Origin of the sequence: Shewanella psychrophila (genome assembly GCF_002005305.1) — a bacterium.
Classification (GTDB): Bacteria; Pseudomonadota; Gammaproteobacteria; order Enterobacterales; family Shewanellaceae; genus Shewanella; species Shewanella psychrophila.
Window position 1 is genome coordinate 6,023,082 of sequence record NZ_CP014782.1, and the last position, 25,375, is coordinate 6,048,456.

The following is a 25,375-nucleotide window of genomic DNA, read 5'->3' on the forward strand; positions in this document are numbered from 1 at the left end:
ATGCGTCGGGTTAACTTATTCTATGAGGTCTGTTTTAGCAAAAAAATCAGGTCCACTTTATTTGGTGCTCACCCGAGAGTGCTAAAGTGGGTACGATACTTGAAATGTCACACTTTTTAAACAAGATATTAGTAAAATTCAAGTGAAGTCTTGAATTGTCGCCCTAAGGCCTGTTTTACAGACTTATCTGTGATGGATGAGAGGCGATCAACTGCCACTTTTTGTAGGAATAATACAACGAACCTCGGGCAATAACTGAGGTTTCCAGCAGTTTTAGGTTCAAAATGTTGCTAAACTTACTAGAATCTTCCCTAGGTATACCAATATAGAATTTGTTATCCAGAATTAACCATAAATGCTGACCTTTTCTTTCAAATCCCGTCACAACTCCTCTTACCTCTCCCCAACGGTTTAAATCATCACCTGTTAGCTTATCGACTGATCTAGCCCGATAATCAGGATGAGACCAAAGCCCTAGATTTTCATCTCGAGCCTTCAACTCGACTTCATTGAGACATTCCCAAAAATAGTCATTCTGATATACGCGGGTCTTCGCCAATCCCGTTCGCAATAGAACTTCCTGCAAATGATCCCCGGTTTCCGTATAGACATAGGCTAAGGTTCTGCCGAAAGGGTCGAGTTTCTTACGATCAAAAAATAAATTTAGCTTTTGATCTGGTTGCAGGTATTTTTGTAGAAAATGACGCGCCTCTTGGGAATAGGGCTGTGACAATTCGGGGGATTGAAAATCGATCTCTGGCGAATCTATGCCAATCAAACGCACCAAACGACCATCCTTCAGGGTAAGCGTGTCACCATCGTTGACATATTCAAGCTCAACTTGCTCATCAAAACTTTGTGGTACACACAAGCTTTCTGATGCGAGGGTATCTTGGATATAGAGTGATTGAAGTGTTATGAATACAAACAGAGAAATTGGGGCCATTCTCCGCTGGGTCTGCACTCTGTGAAAAATCGGGCTCAGCCTTAAATGAATCATCACAGTATCTCCTCAATCAGAGTATGTTTGCATTGGTGCTATCTAAACACTATTTAAAGAAATATAACAGATACTAGGCAGAGGTAAGGCTAAAAACAAAAAAGGCGCCATATAGGCACCTTTTAATTGGATATAAAGAACTTTTAAGTAAAAGTTACTTCTTACCAAGAGCACCGAAGCGCTTGTTGAACTTATCGATACGTCCACCAGTGTCCACAATCTTCTGTGTACCAGTGTAGAATGGGTGACATGCACCACATACGTCCAAGTGCAGTGACTTACCTGCAGTTGAATTTATCTTGATAACGTTACCACAAGTACAAGTTGCAGTGATTTCTGCATATTCAGGATGAATGCCTGTTTTCATTTGGATTACCTCAAGTTGAAGGCCATGTCGCTCTCCCAACCCGAAGTCGGACACCACATGCGGTTAATAAAATATTCAGGCGCAAAATATTACAGGTTTTTAAAAAATATGCAAGAGAGGAACCGACTTTAGTTCCTAGGCCCTAGACACCCATAGCTTATTTGGACGCTATAACGCCTCAAACGCTTGCTTCGCCATCTTAGCATTCGAATATTTTTCTTTTAATGCTAGTGAAGGACAGCGCAATGAGATGTCTGCTCGTAGGCCACTTATTTTACCTTGATTGAAAGCCTTTGGATTGGCTTCGAAAATGGCAATCATGGCACCGTAAGTGCCTATTCCCCACTCCTTTCCATGCTCAGTTCCAATGCGCCAGAGTGTCATTTCGGAAGTATGATTGAGCGTGCAGGACTCATCGATCAATGCGTTACGGTATTGGGCTGATTTTTCATTATTGCCAGCGGTGAGCTGAGTCGATGCCTGACTCATGCTAGTCATCTTATCTGAACTCGGCACTTTCGATGATTGGTTCTCCATACTAAGGTGTGCAGCCGAAGACTTAACAGCAAGTTCCGGTGATAACTGCTGCCCCTTAAATAGCGTAAAAACTTTCACATCACGCCATTTATTGACCCGGTACTCTCTGACCACTAAAGTTGCACTCGGATCCACTACATCCTCAACACCCGTCACCAATAACAAAAAATTATTGATAGGCTTAACCATTAACCTTTCTTCACTGCCTGATTGCCGGATCACAAACTGCATCTTGTCTAGATTTGCATCCTGAGAAACGATATTTAGTCTGAACTTGGGATAGCCACCTAAAATAAATTGTTGTTCATTGATACTGACATGGGAAATTTGCGCATAAGCATAGCCCGCAGTGCTAATTGATCCGCAGATAAACAGAAGTGAAAACATTACTAAAGTGATTGTTTTTGTCATAAAATTCATTCCTCGGATACCTAACTTGTAGATAAGAGTAGCCCTTATCAGGTTGGCTGGGTACACTAGTTTATTCTTTGATAAAGCCTGTCTATCTATGCCCCTGTTCGTTGAGGTTGCTCTACCCGTTCCTATGCGGCAAACCTTCAGTTATAACGTGCCTGAATCTGTCACATTTGTGCCTAAAAGAGGCATGAGAGTCAAAGTTCCATTCGGTCGTCAGCAATTAATAGGTCTAGTGATTCGTACTAGCGATACATGTAACTTAGCACCTAATCAAATAAAATCTATCATTGAACTGCTAGATGATGAACCTTTACTACCTGATTCCCTTTATAAACTCACTGCATGGGCGGCTAGATATTATTTCTGCAGTTTAGGGCAAATGTTGTCTCAAGCCCTTCCAGTTGCACTGCGTAAGGGGGCCCAAATCAGTGCCGATACCACGACATTCTGGACAGTAACAGCCCAAGGCTATTCAGCCTCATTAGACACGCTGAAACGAGCGCCAGCACAGAAGAAGCTGATGGAAGCGCTACTCGAAGCCGAGGTGACCCAAAAAGAACTCACCAGCTTAGCCATGAGTAAGGCGGCAATGAAGGCCTTACAAGATAAAGGCTGGATAGCTAAAGAAGAGCGCAGAAACCAGATCGATCTCAGTTGGCGAGATAAGCTTGAGCTTGGCGAAGAGCCATTAACTCTCAACCCCGAGCAGGCAATAGCAGTCGCGACCCTCAACCAACAATCGGGCTACCACTGCACCTTACTTGAAGGCATCACAGGCTCAGGCAAAACTGAGGTTTACCTAGCTTTACTCGAATCAGTCCTCAAACAAGGCAAACAGGCGCTAATTCTCGTGCCTGAAATAGGTCTGACACCTCAAACCATCAGTAGATTCAAGAGCCGTTTCAAGGTCAAGGTCGCGGTCATTCACTCAGGATTAACCGACAACCAAAGATTAGCCGCATGGCGTCAAGCAAAAACCGGCGAAGCCGCCATCATCATAGGCACACGCTCAGCACTCTTCACCCCAATGGCTTATCCCGGGACGATTATTTTAGACGAAGAGCACGATTCGAGTTTTAAGCAGCAAGAAGGTGTCGGCTATCATGCACGGGATCTGGCTGTCATGCGTGGCCACTTAGAGAAGATCCCTGTATTGCTAGGTACAGCAACGCCCTCGCTAGAGAGCCTGCAAAATGCACTCAGTGGACGCTATAAGCACCTCGAATTAGGCCAACGAGCGGGCAATGCCGAGAAAGTTCGCCAGGGTATTATTGACATCAGCAATCAGCCTCTGAAAACGGGCCTGTCCCATGCCCTACTCAACGAGATGCGAATCCATTTAGATGCTGGTAACCAAGTGCTGCTATTCCTCAATCGTAGAGGCTTTGCTCCAGCCTTGTTATGTCATGAATGTGGCCATCTCCATGAGTGCGATCGCTGTGACGCCTTCTTTACCGTGCATCAATCTCTAGGAGAGATACGCTGCCACCACTGTGGTAATCAATACGCCATTCCACGTCAATGTCACAACTGTGGCAGCACCATGTTGATGGGCCAAGGTGTCGGTACAGAACAACTCGCCGAGGCATTAGAAAAAGAGTTCCCTAAATATCCAGTAGTTCGCATCGATCGCGATACTACCAGCAGAAAAGGCGCACTAGAGGCACATCTTAACGCCATCCATAAGGGGGAATATAAGATTCTGGTGGGCACTCAGATGTTAGCCAAGGGCCATCATTTCCCAGATGTCACCTTAGTCGGCTTGCTAGATGTCGATGGCGCCTTATTTAGTGCCGACTTCAGAGCACCGGAACGTTTCGGGCAACTTTATACTCAGGTCTCTGGACGAGCCGGCCGAGCCAGAAAGCCAGGCACAGTGTTGATGCAAACACATCAGGCCGATAACGCCATCTTACGCGAACTCATGCATAAAGGTTATGGTGAGTTTGCCAGAGCGCAGCTCAATGAACGCAAACAAGCACTATTACCACCAGCCTGGCATATGCTGCTATTACGCGCCGAAGCCCATCTGGCCATAGATGCCGATAACTTTCTTTCTCAAGTCGCTCAATTTCTCCCCCAAAACGAAGAATGCGAAGTAATAGGTCCTATGCCTGCACCTATGGATAAGAAAGCCGGAAAATACCGTAGACATCTAATTTTTCAGACAAAATCAAGGGGACAGTTGCAGCAGGCATTTGAACATGCCTTACCTCAGATTGAAGCTCTACCACTGGCTAAACGTTGTCGCTGGAGCTTAGATAGAGACCCACAAGATCTGCTGTAAACCAGATTAAGCTGAATTAACATAAAAAAAGTAATTTATTTGGCTTAGAGGATAGCAATTGACCACCACTAACGGCTAAAATATGCGGTTATCCCTAAATCTTTTTATCATTAGTAAGTAGCAATTAAACGCCAATGAAATCACATATTCAATCTTTGCTCATCCAAGCCCTAGACGTCCTTAAACAACAGGGTGTTATCCCAACTGATTTTGAAGCTCGCATTCAGGTGGACCGAACCAAAGATAAAACCCATGGTGATTTCGCTACCAACCTAGCAATGATGCTGACTAAAGTTGCCCGTAAGAACCCCAGAGAGATAGCTCAGCTAATCATAGACAGCCTGCCTCAAGACAGTCAGGTGGCAAAAGTTGAGATCGCAGGTCCTGGGTTTATTAACTTCTTTATCGATGAAAATGCCTTAGCGAATCAACTGATGGCAGCATTAAAGGATGACCACTTAGGCATCAGTCTGCCTGAGCAGCAAACTATAGTTGTCGATTACTCTTCGCCAAATTTGGCCAAAGAGATGCACGTTGGCCACCTACGTTCCACCATCATAGGTGACAGTGTGGTGCGTGCGTTGGAGTTCGAGGGCCATAATGTTATACGTCAAAACCATGTAGGCGACTGGGGAACCCAGTTCGGCATGTTACTGGCCTATATGGAAGAGTTACGCGCTAAAAATGGTGAGCAAGCTCAGATGGAGCTTTCGGATCTAGAAACCTTCTATCGCGCCGCGAAAGTACGTTTCGACGAATCTGACGACTTTGCCACCCGTGCCCGTAAACTAGTGGTCTCACTGCAATCAGGCGATGAGTACTGCAACAAGCTGTGGCTTGAATTTAACGACATTTCCCTTAACCATTGTCATGACGTCTATGCGCGTTTGGGCGTGAGCCTGACCCGTGAAGATGTGCGTGGAGAGAGTGCTTACAACGCAGATCTTGCAGAAGTGGTTAGTGAGCTAGACACACAAGGACTCTTGTCTGAGAGTAATGGCGCTAAAGTCGTTTTCCAGGATGAGTTCAAAAATAAAGAGGGCGAGCCCCTACCTGTCATCATACAGAAAGCTGATGGCGGCTACTTGTACGCAACCAGTGATATGGCTGCGATGCGTTACCGCTCCAACGTGCTAAAAGCAGACCGAGCACTCTACTTCGTCGATCTACGTCAGGCGCTACACTTCCAGCAAGTCTTTAAGCTAGCCCGTAAGGCCAAGTTTGTTCGCCCAGAACTCAGCCTAGAGCATATGGGCTTCGGCACTATGAATGGCGCAGACGGTCGCCCGTTTAAGACTCGCTCAGGTGGTGTGGTTAAATTAGTGGATCTTCTGGCCGAAGCCGATATCCGTGCACTAGAACTAGTCCGTAGCAAGAATCCAGATATGGATGAGGCAGAACTGGAGAAGATAGCCAAAGTGGTCGGAATAAGCTCAGTCAAGTATGCCGATCTATCTAAGAACCGTACCAGCGATTATATCTTCAGCTTCGAGCAGATGCTGAGCTTCGAAGGTAATACCGCGCCTTATCTGCTTTATGCTTACACTCGTGTATCGGGTATTTTTAAGCGTGCCACAGATATCGATTTAAGCGATGCTAAGATCGTACTTGAGCACGAAAAAGAGAAAGACCTAGGTAATAAACTCGCACAGTTTGGTGAGGTGTTATCGCGTATGGTTGCAAAGGGTCAACCCCATGCCATGTGTGCTTACCTGTTTGAACTTGCCGGTGCCTTTTCTAGCTTCTATGAAGCCTGTCCGGTTCTGGCAGCAGAAACCGAAGAGCAGAAGAAGAGCCGCCTACTAATCGCCCAACTTACAGCGAAAACCCTGAAGCAAGGTCTTGAGCTTCTTGGTATTGAAACCTTAGACCGCATGTAACGAAACGGTATTTCAATACTATGACTAATCGCGATTACGCTAAAAGAAGCCCAGCTAGGAAAGGGAAGGCAAAACCAAAAACGACACGTAGAAAGAGTCAGGCGCCAGCGCCAAGACGCTTTCCGCTGGTTTTGTTGCTGGTCACCCTTGCTCTATTGGCTGGCTTCGGTTACTTCCTTTGGAGCATCAACAACAGTGCAGAAGACCTTGATGAAAAAGAGGGTCCAGTAGTTGAACAAGCGGATGTTAAGCCCACTAAGAAGAAAGATCCTAAGGCTCTTCCTCCTAAACCTAAAGAGAAATGGACTTATCAACAGGAACTGGAAAACAAGGAAGTTGAAGTCGACGTTCCTGAAGTTACAGCTCCGACTCACAACTATCAGATGCAATGTGGCTCTTTCAGGACCCAATCACAAGCGGATCAGATGAAAGCGGTCATCGCCTTTCAGGGACTTGAATCCGATATATCTAAAGTAAGAGGTACCACAGGTGACTGGTATAAAGTCAGCTTAGGCCCATACGAGCGCAAGCGTCAGGCCGAAAAGCATCGACACATCTTACAGAAAGCCGGCATAGATGGCTGTTTCTTGATGTATGTGAAGAAATAAGCAATACCATTAAGCCCGCAGCTAATTCGAAACTTGGCAGCAAATGCAAAGACGACGTACTGCGGGCTATATAAGAGACACTATTGTTGAGCCTTAACTGGCAACATAGTCCCAATCAGCGCCATTTTCCTTTTTCCACTCTATATACATAATAGAATTGGTATTACTCCTTGATATTTCATTCACTCCCCCCCATATATCTTCTATCACCCACTGATGCCATCACTGCATCAGTTTGAGAAGAGGATTCATTCGTGACCACAATCGTATCAGTTCGCCGTAATAACCAAGTCGTCATCGCCGGAGATGGCCAAGTATCACTTGGAAATACCGTGATGAAAGGTAACGCCAGAAAAGTTCGTCGCCTATATCATAACAAGGTCCTGGCAGGTTTTGCTGGCGGTACCGCCGATGCTTTTACCCTATTCGAACGCTTCGAAGCCAAGTTAGAGATGCATCAGGGTCATCTGATGAAAGCCGCCGTTGAGATGGCAAAAGATTGGCGTAGCGATAAAATGCTACGTAAATTAGAGGCTCTTTTAGCAGTTGCTGATTCTGAGTGCTCGCTGATCATCACAGGTAATGGTGATGTAATACAGCCAGAAAATGATCTTATTGCTATCGGATCCGGTGGACCATTTGCACAATCGGCAGCCACGGCTCTGCTTGAAAATACCGAACTGACAGCGACAGAGATAGCGGAGAAGTCACTCACTATCGCTGGTGGTATCTGTGTGTACACCAATCAGTTCAAGACTATCGAAGAATTAAATTACTGATCTCGAGTCGCTCAGTTTCAATCATCAATGACAAGTAACGACTCCAGAGAAAATGCTGAGATGCATGAGGAAAAAATATGTCTGAAATGACTCCACGTGAGATTGTCCATGAATTAGACAGTCACATCATAGGCCAACAAAATGCCAAGCGCGCCGTTGCCATCGCTCTGCGTAACCGCTGGCGTCGTATGCAACTCGATGCCGATCTGCGTCAGGAAGTGACCCCGAAAAACATCTTGATGATCGGCCCTACTGGTGTCGGTAAGACAGAAATTGCACGCCGACTTGCTAAGCTGGCGAAGGCACCATTTATTAAGGTTGAAGCCACCAAATTCACTGAAGTGGGTTATGTAGGCAAGGAAGTTGAACAGATCATCCGTGATCTCACCGATTCAGCCATCAAGCTGACTCGTGAAGAGCATATGAAGAAGTGTAAGTTCAGGGCCGAAGAAGCCGCTGAAGAGCGCATCCTGGATGCTTTACTGCCTAAGCCTAAAGAAGACTGGGACAGCGAAACTAAAGATGACACAGGCACGCGCCAGATCTTCCGTAAGAAGCTGCGTGAAGGCCAGTTGGACGATAAAGAGATAGAGATAGATGTGTCCGCCCCCCAGGTCGGCATAGAGATCATGTCCCCTCCCGGCATGGAAGAGATGACTAACCAGTTGCAAAGCATGTTCCAAAATATGGGGCCCGGTGCCAGTAAACGCCGTAAGATGCCGATCAAAGAAGCCTATAAGCTGATGATCGAAGAGGAAGCGGCTAAACTCGTCAACCAAGAAGATCTAAAAGAGCAGGCTATCGAGCTGGTTGAACAGCACGGTATCGTCTTCCTCGATGAGATCGATAAGATCTGTAAACGCGGCGAAAGCTCTGGTCCAGATGTCTCACGGGAAGGTGTTCAACGTGATCTACTGCCATTGGTAGAAGGCTGTACGGTTAACACTAAACATGGCATGGTTAAAACAGACCATATCTTGTTTATCGCCTCTGGTGCATTCCAGATGTCTAAGCCATCAGATCTGATCCCTGAACTTCAGGGTCGCTTACCTATTCGTGTGGAACTGCAAGCGCTGACGGCCGATGACTTTAAGCGTATCTTGACCGAGCCACACGCTTCATTGACTGAACAATACGTAGCCTTGATGGCGACGGAAGGGGTTAAAGTCGAGTTCACTGCAGACGGTATCGACTCAATTGCTAAGGCAGCATGGCAGGTCAATGAGCGCACAGAAAATATCGGTGCTCGTCGACTACATACTGTAATGGAGCGCTTGATGGAAGAGCTATCCTATGGTGCTTCCGATAAATCTGGCACTGAGTCTGTGATCGATACAAAATACGTCAAAGATCATCTCGACGAGCTGGTACAAGATGAAGATTTGAGTCGCTTTATTCTATAATGTGACTAATAGGGTCTAGGCATTCAAACCTAGGCCCTAAGTAGATGTAATAAGTTAGCCACATATATTTTTAACTTATATTCTCAACTTGTTTTCCTAATCTGACTGCTACACCACAGGCCAATACAATGACTTCTCCAGACTATAATCCAGTCGTTACCGCCCTCAAGCTTAAACGAAGGTCTCGCCTGTTAGAAGTGACGTTCGATGACGGCAAGACCTTTCAGCTAAGTTGTGAAATGTTACGCGTTTATTCCCCTTCGGCCGAAGTCCACGGACATGGCAACTCGGTATTAGTCACTCACAAGAAAAATGTCAATATTAAGGCCCTAGATCCCGTGGGAAACTACGCGGTGAAGATAACCTTCGACGATGGTCATAACACAGGCTTATTCTCTTGGAAGGTGCTATATGATCTCGCCACTCATCAAGTCGACTTGTGGGAGAAATATCTCGCTAGACTCAGAGCCGAAAAAGCCAGTCGTGAACCATTAATCGATATGACGGTTAAATATCATAATTAGTTTTAAGTTAAAAACAACACGCATAAAAAAAGCTAGATTCATAAATATGAATCTAGCTTTTTTGTTGCAGCTTAGTGCTCAGAGAGCACTAAGCTCTTTGTGACTTTATACTGCCGACTGGAAGATGACTTCAGCCGCTTTCTCAGTATAAGACTGCATCTTATCGAAGTTCAGGTAACGATAGGTATCAGCCGCTGTCGCATCCAACTCTTTCGCATAAGTCTGATATTCATCCGCAGAAGGCAGACGACCTAACAGAGCCGCTACGGCAGCTAGTTCAGCAGAAGCCAGATAAACATTAGCACCAGTACCAAGACGGTTAGGGAAGTTACGAGTAGAGGTAGATACTACAGTCACACCATCAGCAACACGTGCCTGATTACCCATACATAGAGAGCACCCAGGGGTCTCTACACGAGCCCCAACACGACCGAATATGGCGTAGTAACCTTCTTCGGTAAGCTGATCGCGATCCATCTTAGTCGGTGGCGCGATCCATAGACGTGTCGGCAAGCTAGTGGCAAACTTATCCAACATCTTACCTGTGGCGCGGAAATGCCCTATGTTGGTCATACAAGAACCGACGAAGACTTCGTCAATCTTAGTGTCCTTAACGTCTGATAGCAGTACTGCATCATCAGGATCGTTTGGAGCACAAAGAATAGGCTCTTTAATATCGCTCAAGTCGATTTCGATAACGGCAGCATATTCCGCATCTGCATCGGCAGCCAACAACTCAGGATTAGCTAACCAGTCTTGCATCGCAGTGATACGACGTTCGATAGTACGACGATCCCCATAACCTTCAGCAATCATCCACTTCAACATCACGATGTTGGAGTTTAGATATTCGATGATAGGCTCTTTGTCCAGCTTGATGCTACAACCAGCAGCACTACGCTCGGCTGAAGCGTCAGACAATTCAAATGCCTGCTCAACTTTCAAGCTTTCAAGGCCTTCAATCTCAAGCACTCGACCAGAAAAGAAGTTCACTTTTCCTTGCTTCTCTACGGTCAATAGACCCATATCGATGGCTTTAAGTGGAATAGCGTGTACCAGATCACGTAAGGTGATACCCGGTTGCATCTCACCTTTAAAACGTACCAAGACTGACTCAGGCATATCCAGAGGCATAACACCTGTCGCAGCGGCGAAAGCCACCAGACCGGAACCCGCAGGGAAAGAGATACCAATTGGGAAACGAGTATGAGAATCACCACCGGTACCGACAGTATCAGGTAGTAGCATACGGTTTAACCAAGAGTGAATAACTCCGTCACCCGGGCGCAGAGATACACCGCCACGGTTCATGATAAAGTCAGGAAGCGTATGGTGAGTGTTCACATCCACTGGCTTAGGATAAGCCGAAGTGTGGCAGAATGACTGCATGGTCAAATCGGCACTGAAACCAAGACACGCCAGATCTTTAAGCTCATCACGAGTCATAGGACCGGTAGTATCTTGCGAACCTACCGAAGTCATCTTAGGCTCACAGTATTGACCCGGACGAATACCGGTAACACCACAAGCTTTACCAACCATCTTCTGAGCAAGGGTATAACCTTTACCCGTATCGGCCACATCTTTCGGTAATACGAAGACAGTTGAATCTTCAAGCTTAAGTACTTCACGAGCGCGAGCCGTAAGGCCACGTCCGATGATCAATGGGATACGGCCACCGGCACGTACTTCATCCATCAAGACCTCAGTTTTTAGACTGAACTCAGAGATAACTTCATCGCTATCGTGACGCTTAACTATGCCTTTGTATGGGTAGATATCGATAACATCGCCCATATTCATCTTGGTCACATCGAGTTCGATAGGTAAGGCACCGGCATCTTCCATGGTATTGAAGAAGATTGGAGCGATCTTACCACCTAAACAGAAGCCGCCACCGCGCTTATTAGGCACATTAGGGATATCATCACCCATGAACCATAGCACTGAGTTAGTCGCCGACTTACGTGAAGAACCTGTCCCGACAACATCACCAACATAGACTAATGGGAAACCTTTAGACTTAAGTTGTTCGATCTCCTTGATTGGACCGATAGTACTAGCCTCATCGGGTACAATACCGTCACGAGCATTCTTAAGCATAGCTAACGCATGCAAAGGAATATCAGGGCGAGACCAGGCATCGGGAGCCGGAGACAAGTCATCTGTGTTAGTTTCACCAGTGACTTTAAACACAGTGAGAGAGATCTTCTCATCTAGCTTAGGACGATTGAGGAACCAATCGGCATCGGCCCACGCATGGACAACCTGTTTAGCAAATTCATTACCCGCTTGCATCTTCTCAACCACATCGTGAAAAGAGTCAAACATCAGCAAAGTCTTTGATAAGGCTTTAACAGCTAAAGGCGCTTGCGCCTCCACATCCAACTGAGCTATCAAAGGCTCGATGTTATAGCCGCCCTGCATGGTGCCAAGTAGCTCAACAGCGTGTGCCGATGTTAGAATTGGCGATGTAACTTCACCTTTGGCCACAGCATCCAGGAAACCCGCTTTAACATATGCGGCTTCATCTACTCCTGGTGGAATTCTGTTCTCAAGCAGGTCGAGGATAAATGCCTCTTCTCCCGCTGGTGGGTTTTTAATGACTTCGATTAACTCGGCCACTTGATGGGCATCTAATGGCTTAGGGACTACGCCCTCTGAAGCACGTTCTGCGACGTGTTTACGATATGCTTCTAGCACGGCAACATTCCTCTTTGTTTGGCGTTCTAACAACGAAACTGCACTTCCTGATATTGAAAGCTGACAGTCCTGCAGGCTCGACCTTTTTTTCTGCTGATTATTATACTATAGCTAAGCAAAAGTTTGAATCAGATCACACTCTTATCGGGCATCACCGCCCCTATTAACCATAACTCTGGTATGGTTAATAGCTCAGTTAATCTATAAATACCACAAATAACATCAGCTCTGCTTAATTAAAAACAACTAACAACATGAATTTTATAAACTTAAACATACATCAAACAGCAGGCACTTCTCCATTTATTGTGGTTTAAGGCAATTGTTTACTCAATAAATTATAGGTAAGTTCCCAAGAAACAGACAAAAAATAGGGGTACTATTCATGATAGTTATAACGAACATATTGGAGCACTATGACCTCGCCTAAGTTTAAAGCCGTCATTTTCGACATGGATGGAGTATTGATAGATTCCGAACCCAGCTGGCAAGAAGCTGAATTTCAGACCATGAAACGCTTAGGGCTACCTATATCTTATGAGGACACACTTCAAACAACGGGGTTGAGAATCGATCAGGTCGTCAGCTACTGGTATCAGAGATTTCCCTGGGCTAACTATGACAATGAGCAAACTGCTAAAACCATAGTCGATCAAGTTGTCAACGCGATTACAAGTGATGGCCAAGCCATGACTGGTGTGGAGAGTGCTCTCGAATTTTGCCGCACTAATGACTACAAGATAGGTTTAGCCACCTCATCGTCGAACCTTATCATAGAAGCTGTTTTAAACAAGCTCAACATAGCTCACTATTTCGATGCTATAGAGTCTGCCGAGCATCTTGCCTATGGCAAACCTCATCCCGAAGTATACCTAAACTGTGCCAAGGCAATAAATCTGGACCCTATAACTTGTGTTGCTATAGAAGACTCCTTCAATGGCTTAGTCGCCGCGAGGGCAGCCAATATGCAGACCATAGCGATTCCAGCAGTCGAGCAACAAGATGAACCCAAATGGGTCATAGCCCACCAGCAGCTCAAAGATCTAACGGAATTGCCGGAATACCTAGATTCTAGTTCCTAGCTTATAAATAAAAAGCCCACCAAATTGGCGGGCTCTATATTTTCAGGCTCAACTCCCTCTCAACCACCTAGTGGTATCAATAGGGATGCGCAGCAGCGCCTATTACCAGATCTTGACGCGATCTTCCGGCGCTAAGAACATTTTATCACCCTCTTTCACATCGAAGGCTTGATAGAAAGCCGGGATGTTACGCGGTGTGCCCATGGCGCGGAAGTGACTCGGTGAATGAGAATCTGTCATCAGGCGACGACCTAGCTCCTCGTCGCGGTAGTTACGACGCCACACTTGAGACCAACCGATAAATAAGCGTTGTTCACCCGTTAAACCATCTATAATCGGTGATTGTTTACCATTAAGACTCAGATGGTAAGAACGAGCCGCAACGGTCAAACCGCCAAGGTCACCAATATTCTCACCTAAGGTCAAGTCACCATTAACGTGTTTACCCGGCAGAGCCTCATAACCCCCATACTGGGCCGACAGTTGGGCACCACGTTTCTGGAACTCAGCGCGATCGGCATCGGTCCACCAGTCTCTCAGATTACCATCGCCATCATACTTAGCCCCTTGATCATCGAAACCATGACTGATTTCATGACCGATAACCGCACCTATGCCACCGAAATTCACCGCGTCATCGGCGTCCATATTGAAAAAAGGAGGCTGTAATATAGCTGCTGGGAATACGATCTCATTCATCACAGGATTATAGTAAGCATTAACCGTCTGCGGCGTCATGTGCCATTCGGTGCGATCGATAGGCTTTCCGAGTTTATCTAGCATGGTCTTATATTCGAATTCAGCATAGCGTTGATAGTTGCCCACCAATTGATCCGCTTTAATCTTGAGATCTGTGTAGTCTTTCCACTTATCCGGATAACCTATCTTATAAGTGAACTTAGCAAGCTTCTCTTGAGCCGCGACCTTAGTCTCTGGGGACATCCATTCGAGTTCGTTGATGCTAACTTCGAAACCTTTAATCAAGTCTTGGATCAAGCCTTCCATTCTCTGTTTCGCTTCAGGTTTAAAGTGCTGCTTTACGTACTCTTTGCCCACAAGCTCACCGATCACCTGATCCGACGCATCCACAGCCTTTTTCCAGCGCGGCTTCTGCTCTTCGATACCCATCAATGTTTTACTATGAAAAGCAAAGTGAAGATCGACGAAATTTTTACTCAATAGCTCAGCATAGCTGTCTACTAAATGGAAAGAGAGATAATCTTGCCACTGGGATACTGAGAAGTTAGTGAACTGGGCACCGAACTTCTCAAAATAGGAAGGCTGACGAACTATCGCCTCGGCGACTTTATCGATATTGGCACTGGCGGCGAACTGAACGAAATCGAAGTTAGTAACCTTAGACTGTAGCTCGGCCTTATCCATCTTGTTATAGCTCTTATTGGCATCACGGGACTCGACACGGCTCCACTGACTCTGAGCAATAAACGTCTCAATTTGAGCGACACTGTCCGCGACTCGCTCGGCATCTTTGCTACCGGCTTGAGTCATGACATCGGCAACGTAAGCGTTCAATGCGGCTCGATTCTCGACAAACTTATCATCATCTTTCAGGTAATAATCACGATCCGGTAGTGTCAGGCCCGACTGATACAGATAGACCGCATACTGAGTCGAGTTTTTAGCATCATTGTTAACGTAGAAACCAAAAGGCATCTGCACACCACTGACAAGCAAGCTTCCCATAAGGCTGGCGATATCGTCATGATCTTTTGCCAGCGCGATATCACTAAGCTGTTCGCTTAGGGGGCTGACCCCTAGTTTTTCGATGACATCGGTATTCATGTAACTGGCATAAAAATCACCGACTTTCTGCTCACTGGAACCCACGGCTTTATTCGGCTTTGCCGCTGCCTCATCGATAATTTTCTTCAGCGCATTCTGACTCCGTTCATAGAGTACAGAAAAGGCACCGTAGTTAGACTTATCCGCAGGAATAGGAGTGTTGGCAAGCCAATGTCCATTAACGCTATAGTAGAAGTCATCTTGATGACGAACTGAGTTATCGAAGTTTACCTTCTCCACACCTGACACCTTGGCGGCTTGTTGTACTACAGGTGTAGTAGGTTCGTTACTACATGCTGCTAGACCTAAGCTTAAGGCAATGCCTACTGCCAATTTACTTACTCTCTTCATTTTTATCCCCGATTTATCCTGGTAGCGACCTGCTATCTTCAAGCCTGCTATAAATTATCCCATGACACATTATCACCGCAGGATTTAACACAATAGCCAATATTTGTAACTTTGTATTAATCTTAGTAGTCAGCAACTTTGCTGATTTGATTACCAGTTCTTGCCTATAAACAGGAATATGGCCTTCTCGCCATCATCGGCCCAACCAAATCCAATCGCCGCAGGCCCCATGCTGGTATCAGTTCCAAAATATAGGCTACCGGAATAGATGAGATCGTCTAGATCCACATGCTCTCTTAACTCCCAGACATTACCCGCCTCGATGCTCGCTCCCAAATAGAGAGGGTAATCTGTCATGCCCAGTACATCCCTTCCTAGATCATATTGATACACGAATGCACCGAAAATTTTATGGGGGCCAACCAAGGCATTTTTATGATAACCGGAGAGATTTAAGAATCCACCGAGTTCAGATACATGTACACTAAAGCCATCATCCTTACTGACTGTGGCTAGTGATGCTATACCGACAAATGCATGGTTACCCACACTCAATGCGCCGCGCCAATCCAGCTCAATTTGCAGAGAATTCTCCTTTAGCTCATCAAGCCCAGAGTAAAAGAGAGTTGGATTGTATTCCTTGCGGTAGTAAGCATCTAAAGTAAAGCGATTACCCGATGTGGGGAAATTAATGCTATCGAGATCGTCATAGCCAAATTTAAAATATCCACCGTATGACTCATACTCTAGACCTTCGGGAAAAAATCCATTCTCCAAGTCTCCTGTTTCACCGGTAATACCAAGTTCAATCATGCCCTCTTTGACATAGTTATACCCAATTCCGACATCGGCACGGTACTGTTTCTGTTTAAGTTGCAGTATTCTGGAGCTGGCATCGAAAAACTCCCAGTCCTTAATCTCATAGCTCAATTTGGCCCGACTATAGAAGGCTTGGTCATAATCCAATGGTTGGTAAAATTCAGTTGAAATCAACTTTTCATAACCTAACTTGAGCTCATTGCGCCATTCGCCGCCGGTATCAGTCAAATCAGTTAAGGTGTAGGCCAGATCGAATGAGGCCGCCGAGTCTAGAGAGAAATCATCTTCCCAGCTAAAGCCCAACTGGAAATAATTTGGCCCCCAAGATTTAGCATAGGTATTAAGGCTCAATACTCTGCCTTGATCGGTATCGATAAACTCTGCATTGACGCGCTCAAATTTATCCAGTGAATAAATAGCGGCGACTCCCTCTGCCAGTTTCTCCTGAGTTACCACCTCCCCTTCTTGGATGCCTAAGGTTTCTCGCAAAAGAGACTCACTGACTTGCGATTCATTGTTGAACACAATATTCACGATGGGATGATCGATATCATCGAGCCATTGACGGCTGATCTGTCTCTTTCTGGCTAGATAAGTTTCAAACGCCTCTTTATCAACACTCAGACCCTGCAGGCTTATCAAGTGTTCACGCGCAGCCTCTTCACCTAATATAAAAGCTTGGGGCATGATGGTAAAATCTGTGGTACTCATCTCTCCCACATCAGGACGAATAAGAATATCGTCTTGGGTTAAGAGCTCCTTCTGTCGTTCGGTACTGGCATTGGTCAGCATGGTTGAAAGCTGATTGAGCACGGCGACGGTACTGGTTAACTCCTCTTTCTTCACCAAGGATGAGCCAATATCCACGGCTATGATGATATCTGCACCTAATGCCTTAACGACATCCACTGGCATGTTATTGCCGATCCCTCCGTCAATTAGCAATTTGCCCTCATAATCCACAGGCTGCAGCGCACCGGGAACAGTGGCCGACGCCTGCATCGCCTTAACAATACTGCCATTACTGATAACCACAGCATTGCTCGTTTCCAGATCCGTCGCCACGGCGCGATAGGGAATGGCAAGCTCATCGAAGTGACCAAATTGGTTCACTAAGCCAGTTGAGCGCTGCAGTAATTGCGACATAGTCTGGCCACGTAATAAACCATTAGGTACTTTAACCTTATCGTCGCTATAGCCCATATTTAAGGGGAGGTTAAATCTATCTCTCTGCTGCTTATTGCGGTAACTCAAAGCCTGTCTTGGAATGGTGTCTGAATAACCATTTGACCAATTTTCATTGAGCATGATCTTCTCAATTTCTGCGGCACTATAACCAAGGGCATACATGCCAGCAACATAGGCACCTATGCTAGTTCCAGCAATATAATCAACCGGAATACGATTTTCTTCCAATACTTTAAGCACACCGATATGAGCGGCACCTTTAGCCCCGCCACCACTCAGTACCAAACCAATTTTAGGGCGTACTTCTTCAGAAAACGCTGAAAAACTAAGGAGTAATATGAGAAGAAAAGTAAGTGAACGTGTCATAGTCTATTTGATTCTTTTGTTATTGCTGTCACTTTGTGCGCCCATTCTAACCAAAAAATCTAATTAAAGCTTAAATTCAATCGAAAGTAATACTAGCTTGAATTAACAGTTGAGCTTATGAGAGGTATTAACTAGAGAGTAACACTGAGTGACTTTGAAAAACTCCATGACTCGCGCTTTTTCTTGATAGAAAAAGCGCGAAATGACTCTGTGACATAACCATCACAAGATTTCATTTGAAATCCTAGATTAACCATGTATGAGCCGTCGTTTTACCAGTTCTTACCAATAAACAAGAATATGGCTTTCTCGCCATCATCGGCCCAACCAAAACCTATTGCAGCAGGCCCCATACTGGTGTCGGTTCCAAAATACAGGCTGCCGGAATAGATGAGATCATCCAGATCCACATGTTCTCTTAGCTTCCAGACATTGCCTGCCTCAATACTCGCTCCCAAATAGAGAGGATAATCTGTCATGCCCAGCACATCCCGGCCTAGATCATATTGATACACGAATGCGCCGAAAATCTTATGGGGACCTACCAAGGCATTTTTATGGTAACCGGAAAGATTCAAGAAACCACCGAGTTCTGACAAATGCAGGCTAAAGCCTTGCTCTATATCTACAGTGGCTAGCGAAGCAATACCAACAAATGCATGGTTACCCAAACTCAATGCGCCGCGCCAATCCAATTCAAGTTGAATAGAATACTCTTCGTGATCATCTAAGCCCGAAAAGAAAATGTTTGGGTTCTTTTCCTTTCGGTAGTGGGCATCAAAAGTAAAGCGATTACCCGATGTAGGGAAGTTAATACTATCGAGATCATCGTAGCCAAACTTAAAATATCCACCGTATGATTGGTACTCTGAATCTTCAGAAAACAACCCATCATCCAAATCCCCTTTCTCACCGGTAATACCAAGTTCAATCATGCCCTCTTTAACATAGTTATACCCGATACCTACATCGGCGCGGTACTGTGACTGCTTAAGTTTGAGTAATCTGGAATTATTATCGAAAATCTCCCAATCTTTAATCTCGTAGCTCAATTTAGCCCTGCTATAGAAAGACTGATCATAATCCAGAGGCTGATAAAACTCGCTGGAAATCAACTTTTCATAACCTAACTTGAGCTCATTGCGCCATTCACCACCAGTATCGGTCAAATCCGTCAAGGTATAGGCCAGATCGAATGAAACAGCAGAATCCAAGGAGAAATCATCCTCCCAACTGAAGCCCAATTGAAAATAATTTGGCCCCCAAGATTTAGCATGGGTATTAAGGCTCAATACTCTGCCTTGGTCGGTATCGATAAACTCTGCATTAACGCGCTCAAACTTGTCCAAAGCATAAACATCGGCAATGCCCTTAGCTAGCCTCTCTTGAGTAACCACTTCCCCCTCTTCTATATCGAGTACTTCCCGCAACATAGAATCACTGACTTTCGAATCATTATTAAACACAATATTAACGATGGGGTGATCGATATCATCGAGCCAGCGACGGCTCAACTGCTTCTTTCTCGCTAAATAAACTTTAAACTCATCATCACTGACACTTAATCCCTGTAGGCTTATCAAGTGCTCCCGCGCTGCCTGCTCACCTAATATGAAAGCCTTGGGCATGATGGTAAAGTCAGTAGTACTCATCTTTCCAACATCAGGACGAATAAGAATATCGTCTTGGGTTAAGAGCAGCTTCTGTCGTTCCGTGCTGGCATTGGTTAGCATGGTTGAAAGCTGATTGAGTACGGCGACGGTACTGGTTAATTCCTCTTTTTTCACCAAAGATGAGCCAATATCCACGGCAATAATAATATCCGCACCTAATGCTTTGACGACATCAACAGGCATGTTATTGCCGATACCGCCATCGATTAGCAATTTACCCTCATATTCCACTGGTTGCAGCGCACCGGGTACTGTGGCCGATGCCTGCATCGCCTTAACTATGCTGCCATTACTGATAACGACAGCATTACTCGTTTCCAGATCCGTCGCTACGGCACGATAAGGAATGGCGAGTTCATCGAAGTGACCAAACTGGTTCACTAAGCCAGTTGAGCGCTGGAGTAATTGCGACATGGTCTGGCCACGCAATAAACCATTAGGAACCTTAACCTCATCGTCGCTATAGCCCATATTTAACGGGAGGTTAAATCTATCTCTCTGCTGTTTATTGCGGTAACTCAAGGCCTGTCTTGGAATTGTATCTGAATAACCGTCTGACCAATTCTCATTGAGCATGATCTTCTCAATTTCAGTGGCGCTGTATCCTAGGGCATACATGCCAGCGACATAAGCACCTATGCTAGTTCCGGCAATATAATCGACAGGAATGCGATTTTCTTCCAATATCTTAAGTACACCAATATGTGCGGCGCCCTTGGCTCCACCACCACTGAGTACCAGACCGATCTTAGGCCGCACCTCCTCTGCGAATGCCGAAAAGCATAGCGAGGGCAGGAGAAGTAAGGTGAGTAAACGCATCATATTCTGTTTTTCTTTAGTTCGTAGTGAGATTTGGCGCACATACTGTAACAAAAACCTAGCAAAAAGTTTAAATACAAATGAGAGAGGGGGTCATCTTAGTTATTCTATCAGTCTAAAGATGAGTTTTTATTGGAAAATAGGCTCGAGTTATCCATATAAGTCTCCATCTCAGCCACTGTTAAGGGTTTGGAGAAATAATATCCCTGGATCACATAGCAACCACGACTAAAGACCTGCTCAAGCTGCTCTTTTGTCTCCACACCTTCGGCGACGACGTTTAGCTTCAGGTTTCTGGCAAGCTCTATAATACTACTGGCTATGGCTTGGTCGGCTTCATTGGTGGCTATATCGATAAGGAAGGAGCGATCGATTTTTAAGGTATCCACATCGAAATGGCGTAAATAGGCTAATGAAGAGTAACCCGTACCAAAATCATCGATAGCAACATCTATCCCAAGCGCTCTAAGCTCTAGTAGATGCTCCTTAGCTGTATCCAGCTCCTTCATCAATACGCCTTCAGTGATTTCGAAACCCAATAAACGCGGGTCCAGCTTGGTCTCCTCTAAGATTTTTTTAATCCCTTCGATAAAATCAGGCTGGCGGAAATGAACCGCCGAGATGTTCACAGACAACTTAAAGGTCTCTGTATAAAACTGGGACCAGATGGCACCTTGTACACAGGCTTGACGTAGCACCCAGCGATCGATATCAACAATCAAACCACAAGACTCGGCCACCTTGATAAAGATATCGGTACGGACCAAGCCATCTTTATGATGACGCCACCTCAATAGCGCTTCCATACCGATCAACTTATCTCCCTTAAGAATATCGACCTGAGGCTGATAATGAAGCTCAAACTCTTCTCTTTCTATTGCCTTACGAAGCTCGGCTTCTAATCTTAGATGATACAAGGCTTCTAAATTGCGTTCCGAAGAGAAGTACTGGAAATTGCCACGGCCTTCTTCTTTGGCATGATACATGGCCTGATCGGCATTTTTAATCAGAACCTCAGGTTGTCTGGCATCATCGGGCCACAAACTCACCCCTATGCTGGTCGAGATGAAAAATTCTCTACCATAGAGTTCAAATGGTGTTTCAATTTGTTCGAGTAACTGAGTACAAATATGATTTATCGTATCTAAATTTGAGGCGTCTCTTAATAAGATCACAAATTCATCGCCACCGAAACGACATAAGGTGTGCTCTTGTGAGATACAAGACTGTAGACGATTGGCAGCCTCGACCAATAAGGCATCCCCCATGCTGTGGCCATAGGAGTCATTAACATGTTTAAATCTATCCAGGTCGAGAAATATCAGTGCTAATTTTTCACCGCTATGCTCAGCACGATGTATGGACTGAGCTAACCGAGTAGAAAATAGAGAGCGATTCGGCAGACCGGTTAGCACATCATAATTTGCCAGTCGTCTGAGATCTGCCTCCGTGCGTTTACGCTCGGTAATGTCGGAAAATACGGCGACATAGTGGGTAATATTGCCTTTACTTCCCAACATAGCAGAAACATTAAGCCAGACTGGACATGAGCCACCTTTTACACATAGAAACTCTCTCTCACCTGTCCAGGTGACTCCCTGCTGCAAGAGGTGAACAATCTCATCCGATCGCCCCTCTTTAGCTAAGATGAGTTCTGAGAAATACTTACCGTTTAGTTCTTTAGTCGTTGCACCGACTATAGTTTGAGCGGCTTTATTAGACACCTTAATTCGTTCTGCCGCGTCCAGAATCAACACGCCTTCGGAGGTGTTACCAAATGCCTGAGCCAGCAACTTTACATCATCTTCGAGTTGGCGCTGTAGGGTGATATCTGAATAAATGCCCGCAACCCTTAATATACGACCGGACTCAGCATCCACCTCGACCGGACGCCCCCTGACTCTGGTCCATCCCCAACTCTTATCTTCACGGCGATAGCGATACTCAACATCGAAACGGTCGCTCGCTCCTTGAAGCATGTTATCCCAAGCATTGACCACCTTATCTCTATCTTCCCTATGAATAGGAAAGTCCTCTAACTTGAGTATTCTATTTCCTCTGTCATCCTTTTTCTCTGCCCGCTGATTCTCCAAGCTAAACATCTGAGAGTCCTGCCGCCATTCCCATAGCTCAGAATCACTGCCTTTCAGAGACTGCCTAAGCCTTTCTTCGCTCTCAACTAATGCCGCGTTGATCAGTTTAAATGCTTGAACCTGCCTCTGGCGATAGAAAATAACTCCGCCACATATACACAGTAAGATTAATAACAGCAGGCTCTTAACCCAGGTCATCTGCCACCAATAATGCTTCACGGCAAAGCTGAAACGGTATGGCTTATCAGACCAGATCCCATTCTCCTGGCTCAGGATTTCTAAGGTATATTTTCCTGACTGTAAACCTGTGATATTCAGCTGAGACTGCCCGTCGAGAAGTAAAAATTTAGCTTCGCTAATGTCCCCTTCTCGTTTCAATCGATACTGTAGAGTCATGGGTGTATCATCGAGATAATCCAGACTGGTTATCTGGAAACTAATCATCCTTGCACCGGGCTTTATGATTTTTTCATCTTGGGGAATGAGGTCTATTTGAACTCCCTCGTCATAGAAAACAGATACCGTCTCCAGAAACACACCGTCGCGCAGAATTCGATTGGCTAAATTGTCGACATCGAGCAGCATGGCTCCATCCGGCGTGCCGACATAAAGCCCCTCCCTGGGATCATAAAAGAATGAACCATCATTGAGTTCATCCCCTAACAAGCCATCGTCATGGCCAAGAACCATGATCTCCTCTGTCGATTTTGTATACCTTAGCATCGACTTAGGGCAACCGATTAACCTGAAATCGGCAGTTTTCTGAATGAAATAGACAGAATTACAATCAATTTCCCACTCTTTATTTAGTTCCCTAGCATCATCGGAATCCAGTGAGTATTCGATCAAACCTTTTGGTGATGTCCCCAACCAAAACGTATCAGAATCAATTTCCTCGATATAATTGATGTCCATTTCGCTGCTGCCATCACTGAACTTGTCGAGTTTTGAATGGAACTCACCTTCATTGTCCAAATAACCAAATAACTCGGTGCCACCCAGCCACAGCTTTCCCGACTCATCCCTTATAACCGTTCTGATATCTACTATTCTCGGATTAAGGCCGCCAGAGAAAACAGGCATAGATTGAGGATTAAAAAGACCCGGTTCCCAGAAATATAAACCTGTGGAGGTCATGAACCACCAGCGACCTAGAATTAAAGGATCTTCATAAGTGGCAAAAACTATCTTATGTTCCAGTGAACTATCGCCATGAGTCCACTGTGCAAATCTTTGGGCCGTAAAAGTGGCTTTATTCACCACAAATAAACCATTGGTGGTCGCTAATAGGAGGTGCGCAGCATCCAGACTCTCTACGCTATAAATACTATCGTTGAGCTCTAACCCTTGGGGAAATAGGCTTGTAGAGGTTTTAGCTTGCCTGTCGATTAAAATCAGGCCATTGTCTGTACCGAACCAAACACGCTCACCCTCACCATAGGTTCCCCAAATCATCTCATTACTCATAGAATATGGTGACGAAGTGGTATAGGTATCGAGCAAGAAGTCTGGCTCACTTGTGACTATGGCCAAGCCTTCTCCGGCCCCTCCAACCCAAATCAATCCAGAGTCATCAATTTCAATATCATAGATATAATCCATGTCAGCATCTTGCTTAAGCTGCTCTTTATATATTTGGTATTCTGTGTCTCCAGGCTTCCACTTGATCAAGCCTACTCTTCCGGAGATCCAAAAGCTGCCCTCATTATCTTCGGCTATGTTGGTGGCATAAAAAGAGAGAGCCTCGACAGGTTCAATCTTGAGAGTGTCTGCATAGACTCGATAAACTCCCTCACTCGAACTCAGCCAAATTCGCCCCAGAGAATCTTTAAACAACTGTTTCATCAAGCCATATTCCTCTCCCCAGGGGAAAACAGCGATTCTCAAACCTTGGCTATCCCTAAGCTGTAATTCATACTCAGTGCCAACTATGATACGGCCATCATCTAAGGCAACTAAATTTCCCCAAGGTATATCTGCATTAGTTGGAAGAAAGTTGATCCGCTCGAGTGAGGTCTTTTCGTAGGAATATTGAAGTAACTCACCATCTAAGGTCAGGAAAATATAATGATCACCTTCCTTCACCTGAGCTATGATGCCACCGCCCTTATAATCAGGAAATAGTGACTCGCTACCGAAACGAACAAACTTATTCTGTAGCATATCGTATAGGTAAGTATCTGCGTAATTACTGACTAGCAGATGCTGATCACTCAAGGGCTCAACCATATTAATATATTCACCGGAGAGCCTGAGGTCGAATGCAACCTTGTCAATACGTCTTATCTTAGAGTTACTTAATCGAAATAGTCCCTGTTCTGTAGCTACCCACACGAATCCGTGAGAGTCGAAGCTGATATCGTTTATTGTGCTAGCTTCTAAACCTTCTGTTTCGCCAAAGACACGCATAACAAAATCACTCGCCATGACGGGAGTCAGACAAGTGCCGATGCATATTAATAAAAAGACAGTTTTTATAATTTTAGTTATTAGCATTAGCGATTAGCACTACTCATACAAATAGGGTATCGGGTCCACTTTAAAAAAACTTACTTCGAATGTATCAGTTCATTAAGGCTAATACACCTGCTTAATAGCAATTATAAGCACTGCTTGTTTTCAAGGCATAAAAAAAGACGCTCAAATGAGCGCCTTTTTCATGACTCTAAGAAAAAA

15 protein-coding genes are annotated in these 25,375 nt (G+C 45.2%); 7 read left to right on the forward strand and 8 right to left on the reverse strand.

All coding sequences use genetic code 11. The annotated features are described in order from the left end of the window. Nucleotides 1–175: 175 nt before the first annotated feature. The 3 genes from sps_RS26380 to sps_RS26390 all read right to left on the reverse strand — a co-directional run bounded on the left by sps_RS26380 (nucleotide 176) and on the right by sps_RS26390 (nucleotide 2,315). A complete protein-coding gene (locus sps_RS26380) occupies nucleotides 176–1,000 on the reverse strand; it encodes a thermonuclease family protein (protein ID WP_077755218.1) in 825 nt (274 codons plus the stop codon). A 154-nt stretch (nucleotides 1,001–1,154) separates the two neighbouring features. Further along, complete coding sequence (rpmE, locus tag sps_RS26385) at nucleotides 1,155–1,367, reverse strand: 50S ribosomal protein L31 (RefSeq protein WP_077755219.1); 213 nt, start codon at nucleotides 1,365–1,367, stop codon at nucleotides 1,155–1,157. 168 nt (nucleotides 1,368–1,535) lie between these two features. Continuing rightward, nucleotides 1,536–2,315, reverse strand: a complete 780-nt coding sequence (locus sps_RS26390) for a LysM peptidoglycan-binding domain-containing protein (protein ID WP_077755220.1) — start codon at nucleotides 2,313–2,315, stop codon at nucleotides 1,536–1,538. Between the two features lie 97 nt (nucleotides 2,316–2,412). On the opposite strand from sps_RS26390, the gene priA reads away from it, so the two are divergent. The 6 genes from priA to sps_RS26420 all read left to right on the forward strand — a co-directional run bounded on the left by priA (nucleotide 2,413) and on the right by sps_RS26420 (nucleotide 9,802). Next, complete coding sequence (gene priA, locus sps_RS26395; RefSeq protein ID WP_077755882.1) at nucleotides 2,413–4,608, forward strand: primosomal protein N'; 2,196 nt, start codon at nucleotides 2,413–2,415, stop codon at nucleotides 4,606–4,608. A 134-nt stretch (nucleotides 4,609–4,742) separates the two neighbouring features. Further along, nucleotides 4,743–6,488: an arginine--tRNA ligase gene (gene argS / locus sps_RS26400; RefSeq protein ID WP_077755221.1), complete on the forward strand. Its 1,746-nt coding sequence runs from the start codon at nucleotides 4,743–4,745 to the stop codon at nucleotides 6,486–6,488. A 20-nt stretch (nucleotides 6,489–6,508) separates the two neighbouring features. Then, a complete protein-coding gene (locus sps_RS26405; RefSeq protein WP_077755222.1) occupies nucleotides 6,509–7,096 on the forward strand; it encodes an SPOR domain-containing protein in 588 nt (195 codons plus the stop codon). Between the two features lie 254 nt (nucleotides 7,097–7,350). Further along, nucleotides 7,351–7,875, forward strand: coding sequence for an ATP-dependent protease subunit HslV (gene hslV / locus sps_RS26410; RefSeq protein ID WP_077755223.1), 525 nt, complete (start codon nucleotides 7,351–7,353; stop codon nucleotides 7,873–7,875). Between the two features lie 77 nt (nucleotides 7,876–7,952). Continuing rightward, nucleotides 7,953–9,278: an ATP-dependent protease ATPase subunit HslU gene (gene hslU, locus sps_RS26415; RefSeq protein ID WP_077755224.1), complete on the forward strand. Its 1,326-nt coding sequence runs from the start codon at nucleotides 7,953–7,955 to the stop codon at nucleotides 9,276–9,278. A 128-nt stretch (nucleotides 9,279–9,406) separates the two neighbouring features. Further along, complete coding sequence (locus sps_RS26420; protein WP_077755225.1) at nucleotides 9,407–9,802, forward strand: gamma-butyrobetaine hydroxylase family protein; 396 nt, start codon at nucleotides 9,407–9,409, stop codon at nucleotides 9,800–9,802. A gap of 105 nt (nucleotides 9,803–9,907) precedes the next feature. Here the strand turns inward: sps_RS26420 and acnB are convergent, their stop codons facing one another. After that, the gene (acnB, locus tag sps_RS26425) at nucleotides 9,908–12,505 is read right to left on the reverse strand and encodes a bifunctional aconitate hydratase 2/2-methylisocitrate dehydratase (protein ID WP_077755226.1); all 2,598 of its coding nucleotides are present in this window, start codon (nucleotides 12,503–12,505) and stop codon (nucleotides 9,908–9,910) included. Between the two features lie 416 nt (nucleotides 12,506–12,921). Here acnB and hxpB point away from each other — a divergent pair, with 416 nt between their 5' ends. Beyond that, nucleotides 12,922–13,587, forward strand: a complete 666-nt coding sequence (hxpB, locus tag sps_RS26430) for a hexitol phosphatase HxpB (protein WP_077755227.1) — start codon at nucleotides 12,922–12,924, stop codon at nucleotides 13,585–13,587. 102 nt (nucleotides 13,588–13,689) lie between these two features. Here hxpB and sps_RS26435 read toward each other — a convergent pair whose 3' ends face one another. From sps_RS26435 to sps_RS26450, 4 genes are all read right to left on the reverse strand, one after another. After that, on the reverse strand, nucleotides 13,690–15,741 hold the full coding sequence (locus sps_RS26435) for a M13 family metallopeptidase (protein ID WP_077755228.1): 2,052 nt from the start codon (nucleotides 15,739–15,741) through the stop codon (nucleotides 13,690–13,692). Between the two features lie 150 nt (nucleotides 15,742–15,891). Then, nucleotides 15,892–18,114, reverse strand: a complete 2,223-nt coding sequence (locus sps_RS26440) for a patatin-like phospholipase family protein (protein WP_077755229.1) — start codon at nucleotides 18,112–18,114, stop codon at nucleotides 15,892–15,894. A gap of 272 nt (nucleotides 18,115–18,386) precedes the next feature. Continuing rightward, nucleotides 18,387–20,609, reverse strand: coding sequence for a patatin-like phospholipase family protein (locus sps_RS26445; RefSeq protein ID WP_077755230.1), 2,223 nt, complete (start codon nucleotides 20,607–20,609; stop codon nucleotides 18,387–18,389). Nucleotides 20,610–20,716: 107 nt separating this feature from the next. Continuing rightward, nucleotides 20,717–25,195: an EAL domain-containing protein gene (locus tag sps_RS26450; RefSeq protein ID WP_077755231.1), complete on the reverse strand. Its 4,479-nt coding sequence runs from the start codon at nucleotides 25,193–25,195 to the stop codon at nucleotides 20,717–20,719. Nucleotides 25,196–25,375 lie beyond the last annotated feature (180 nt).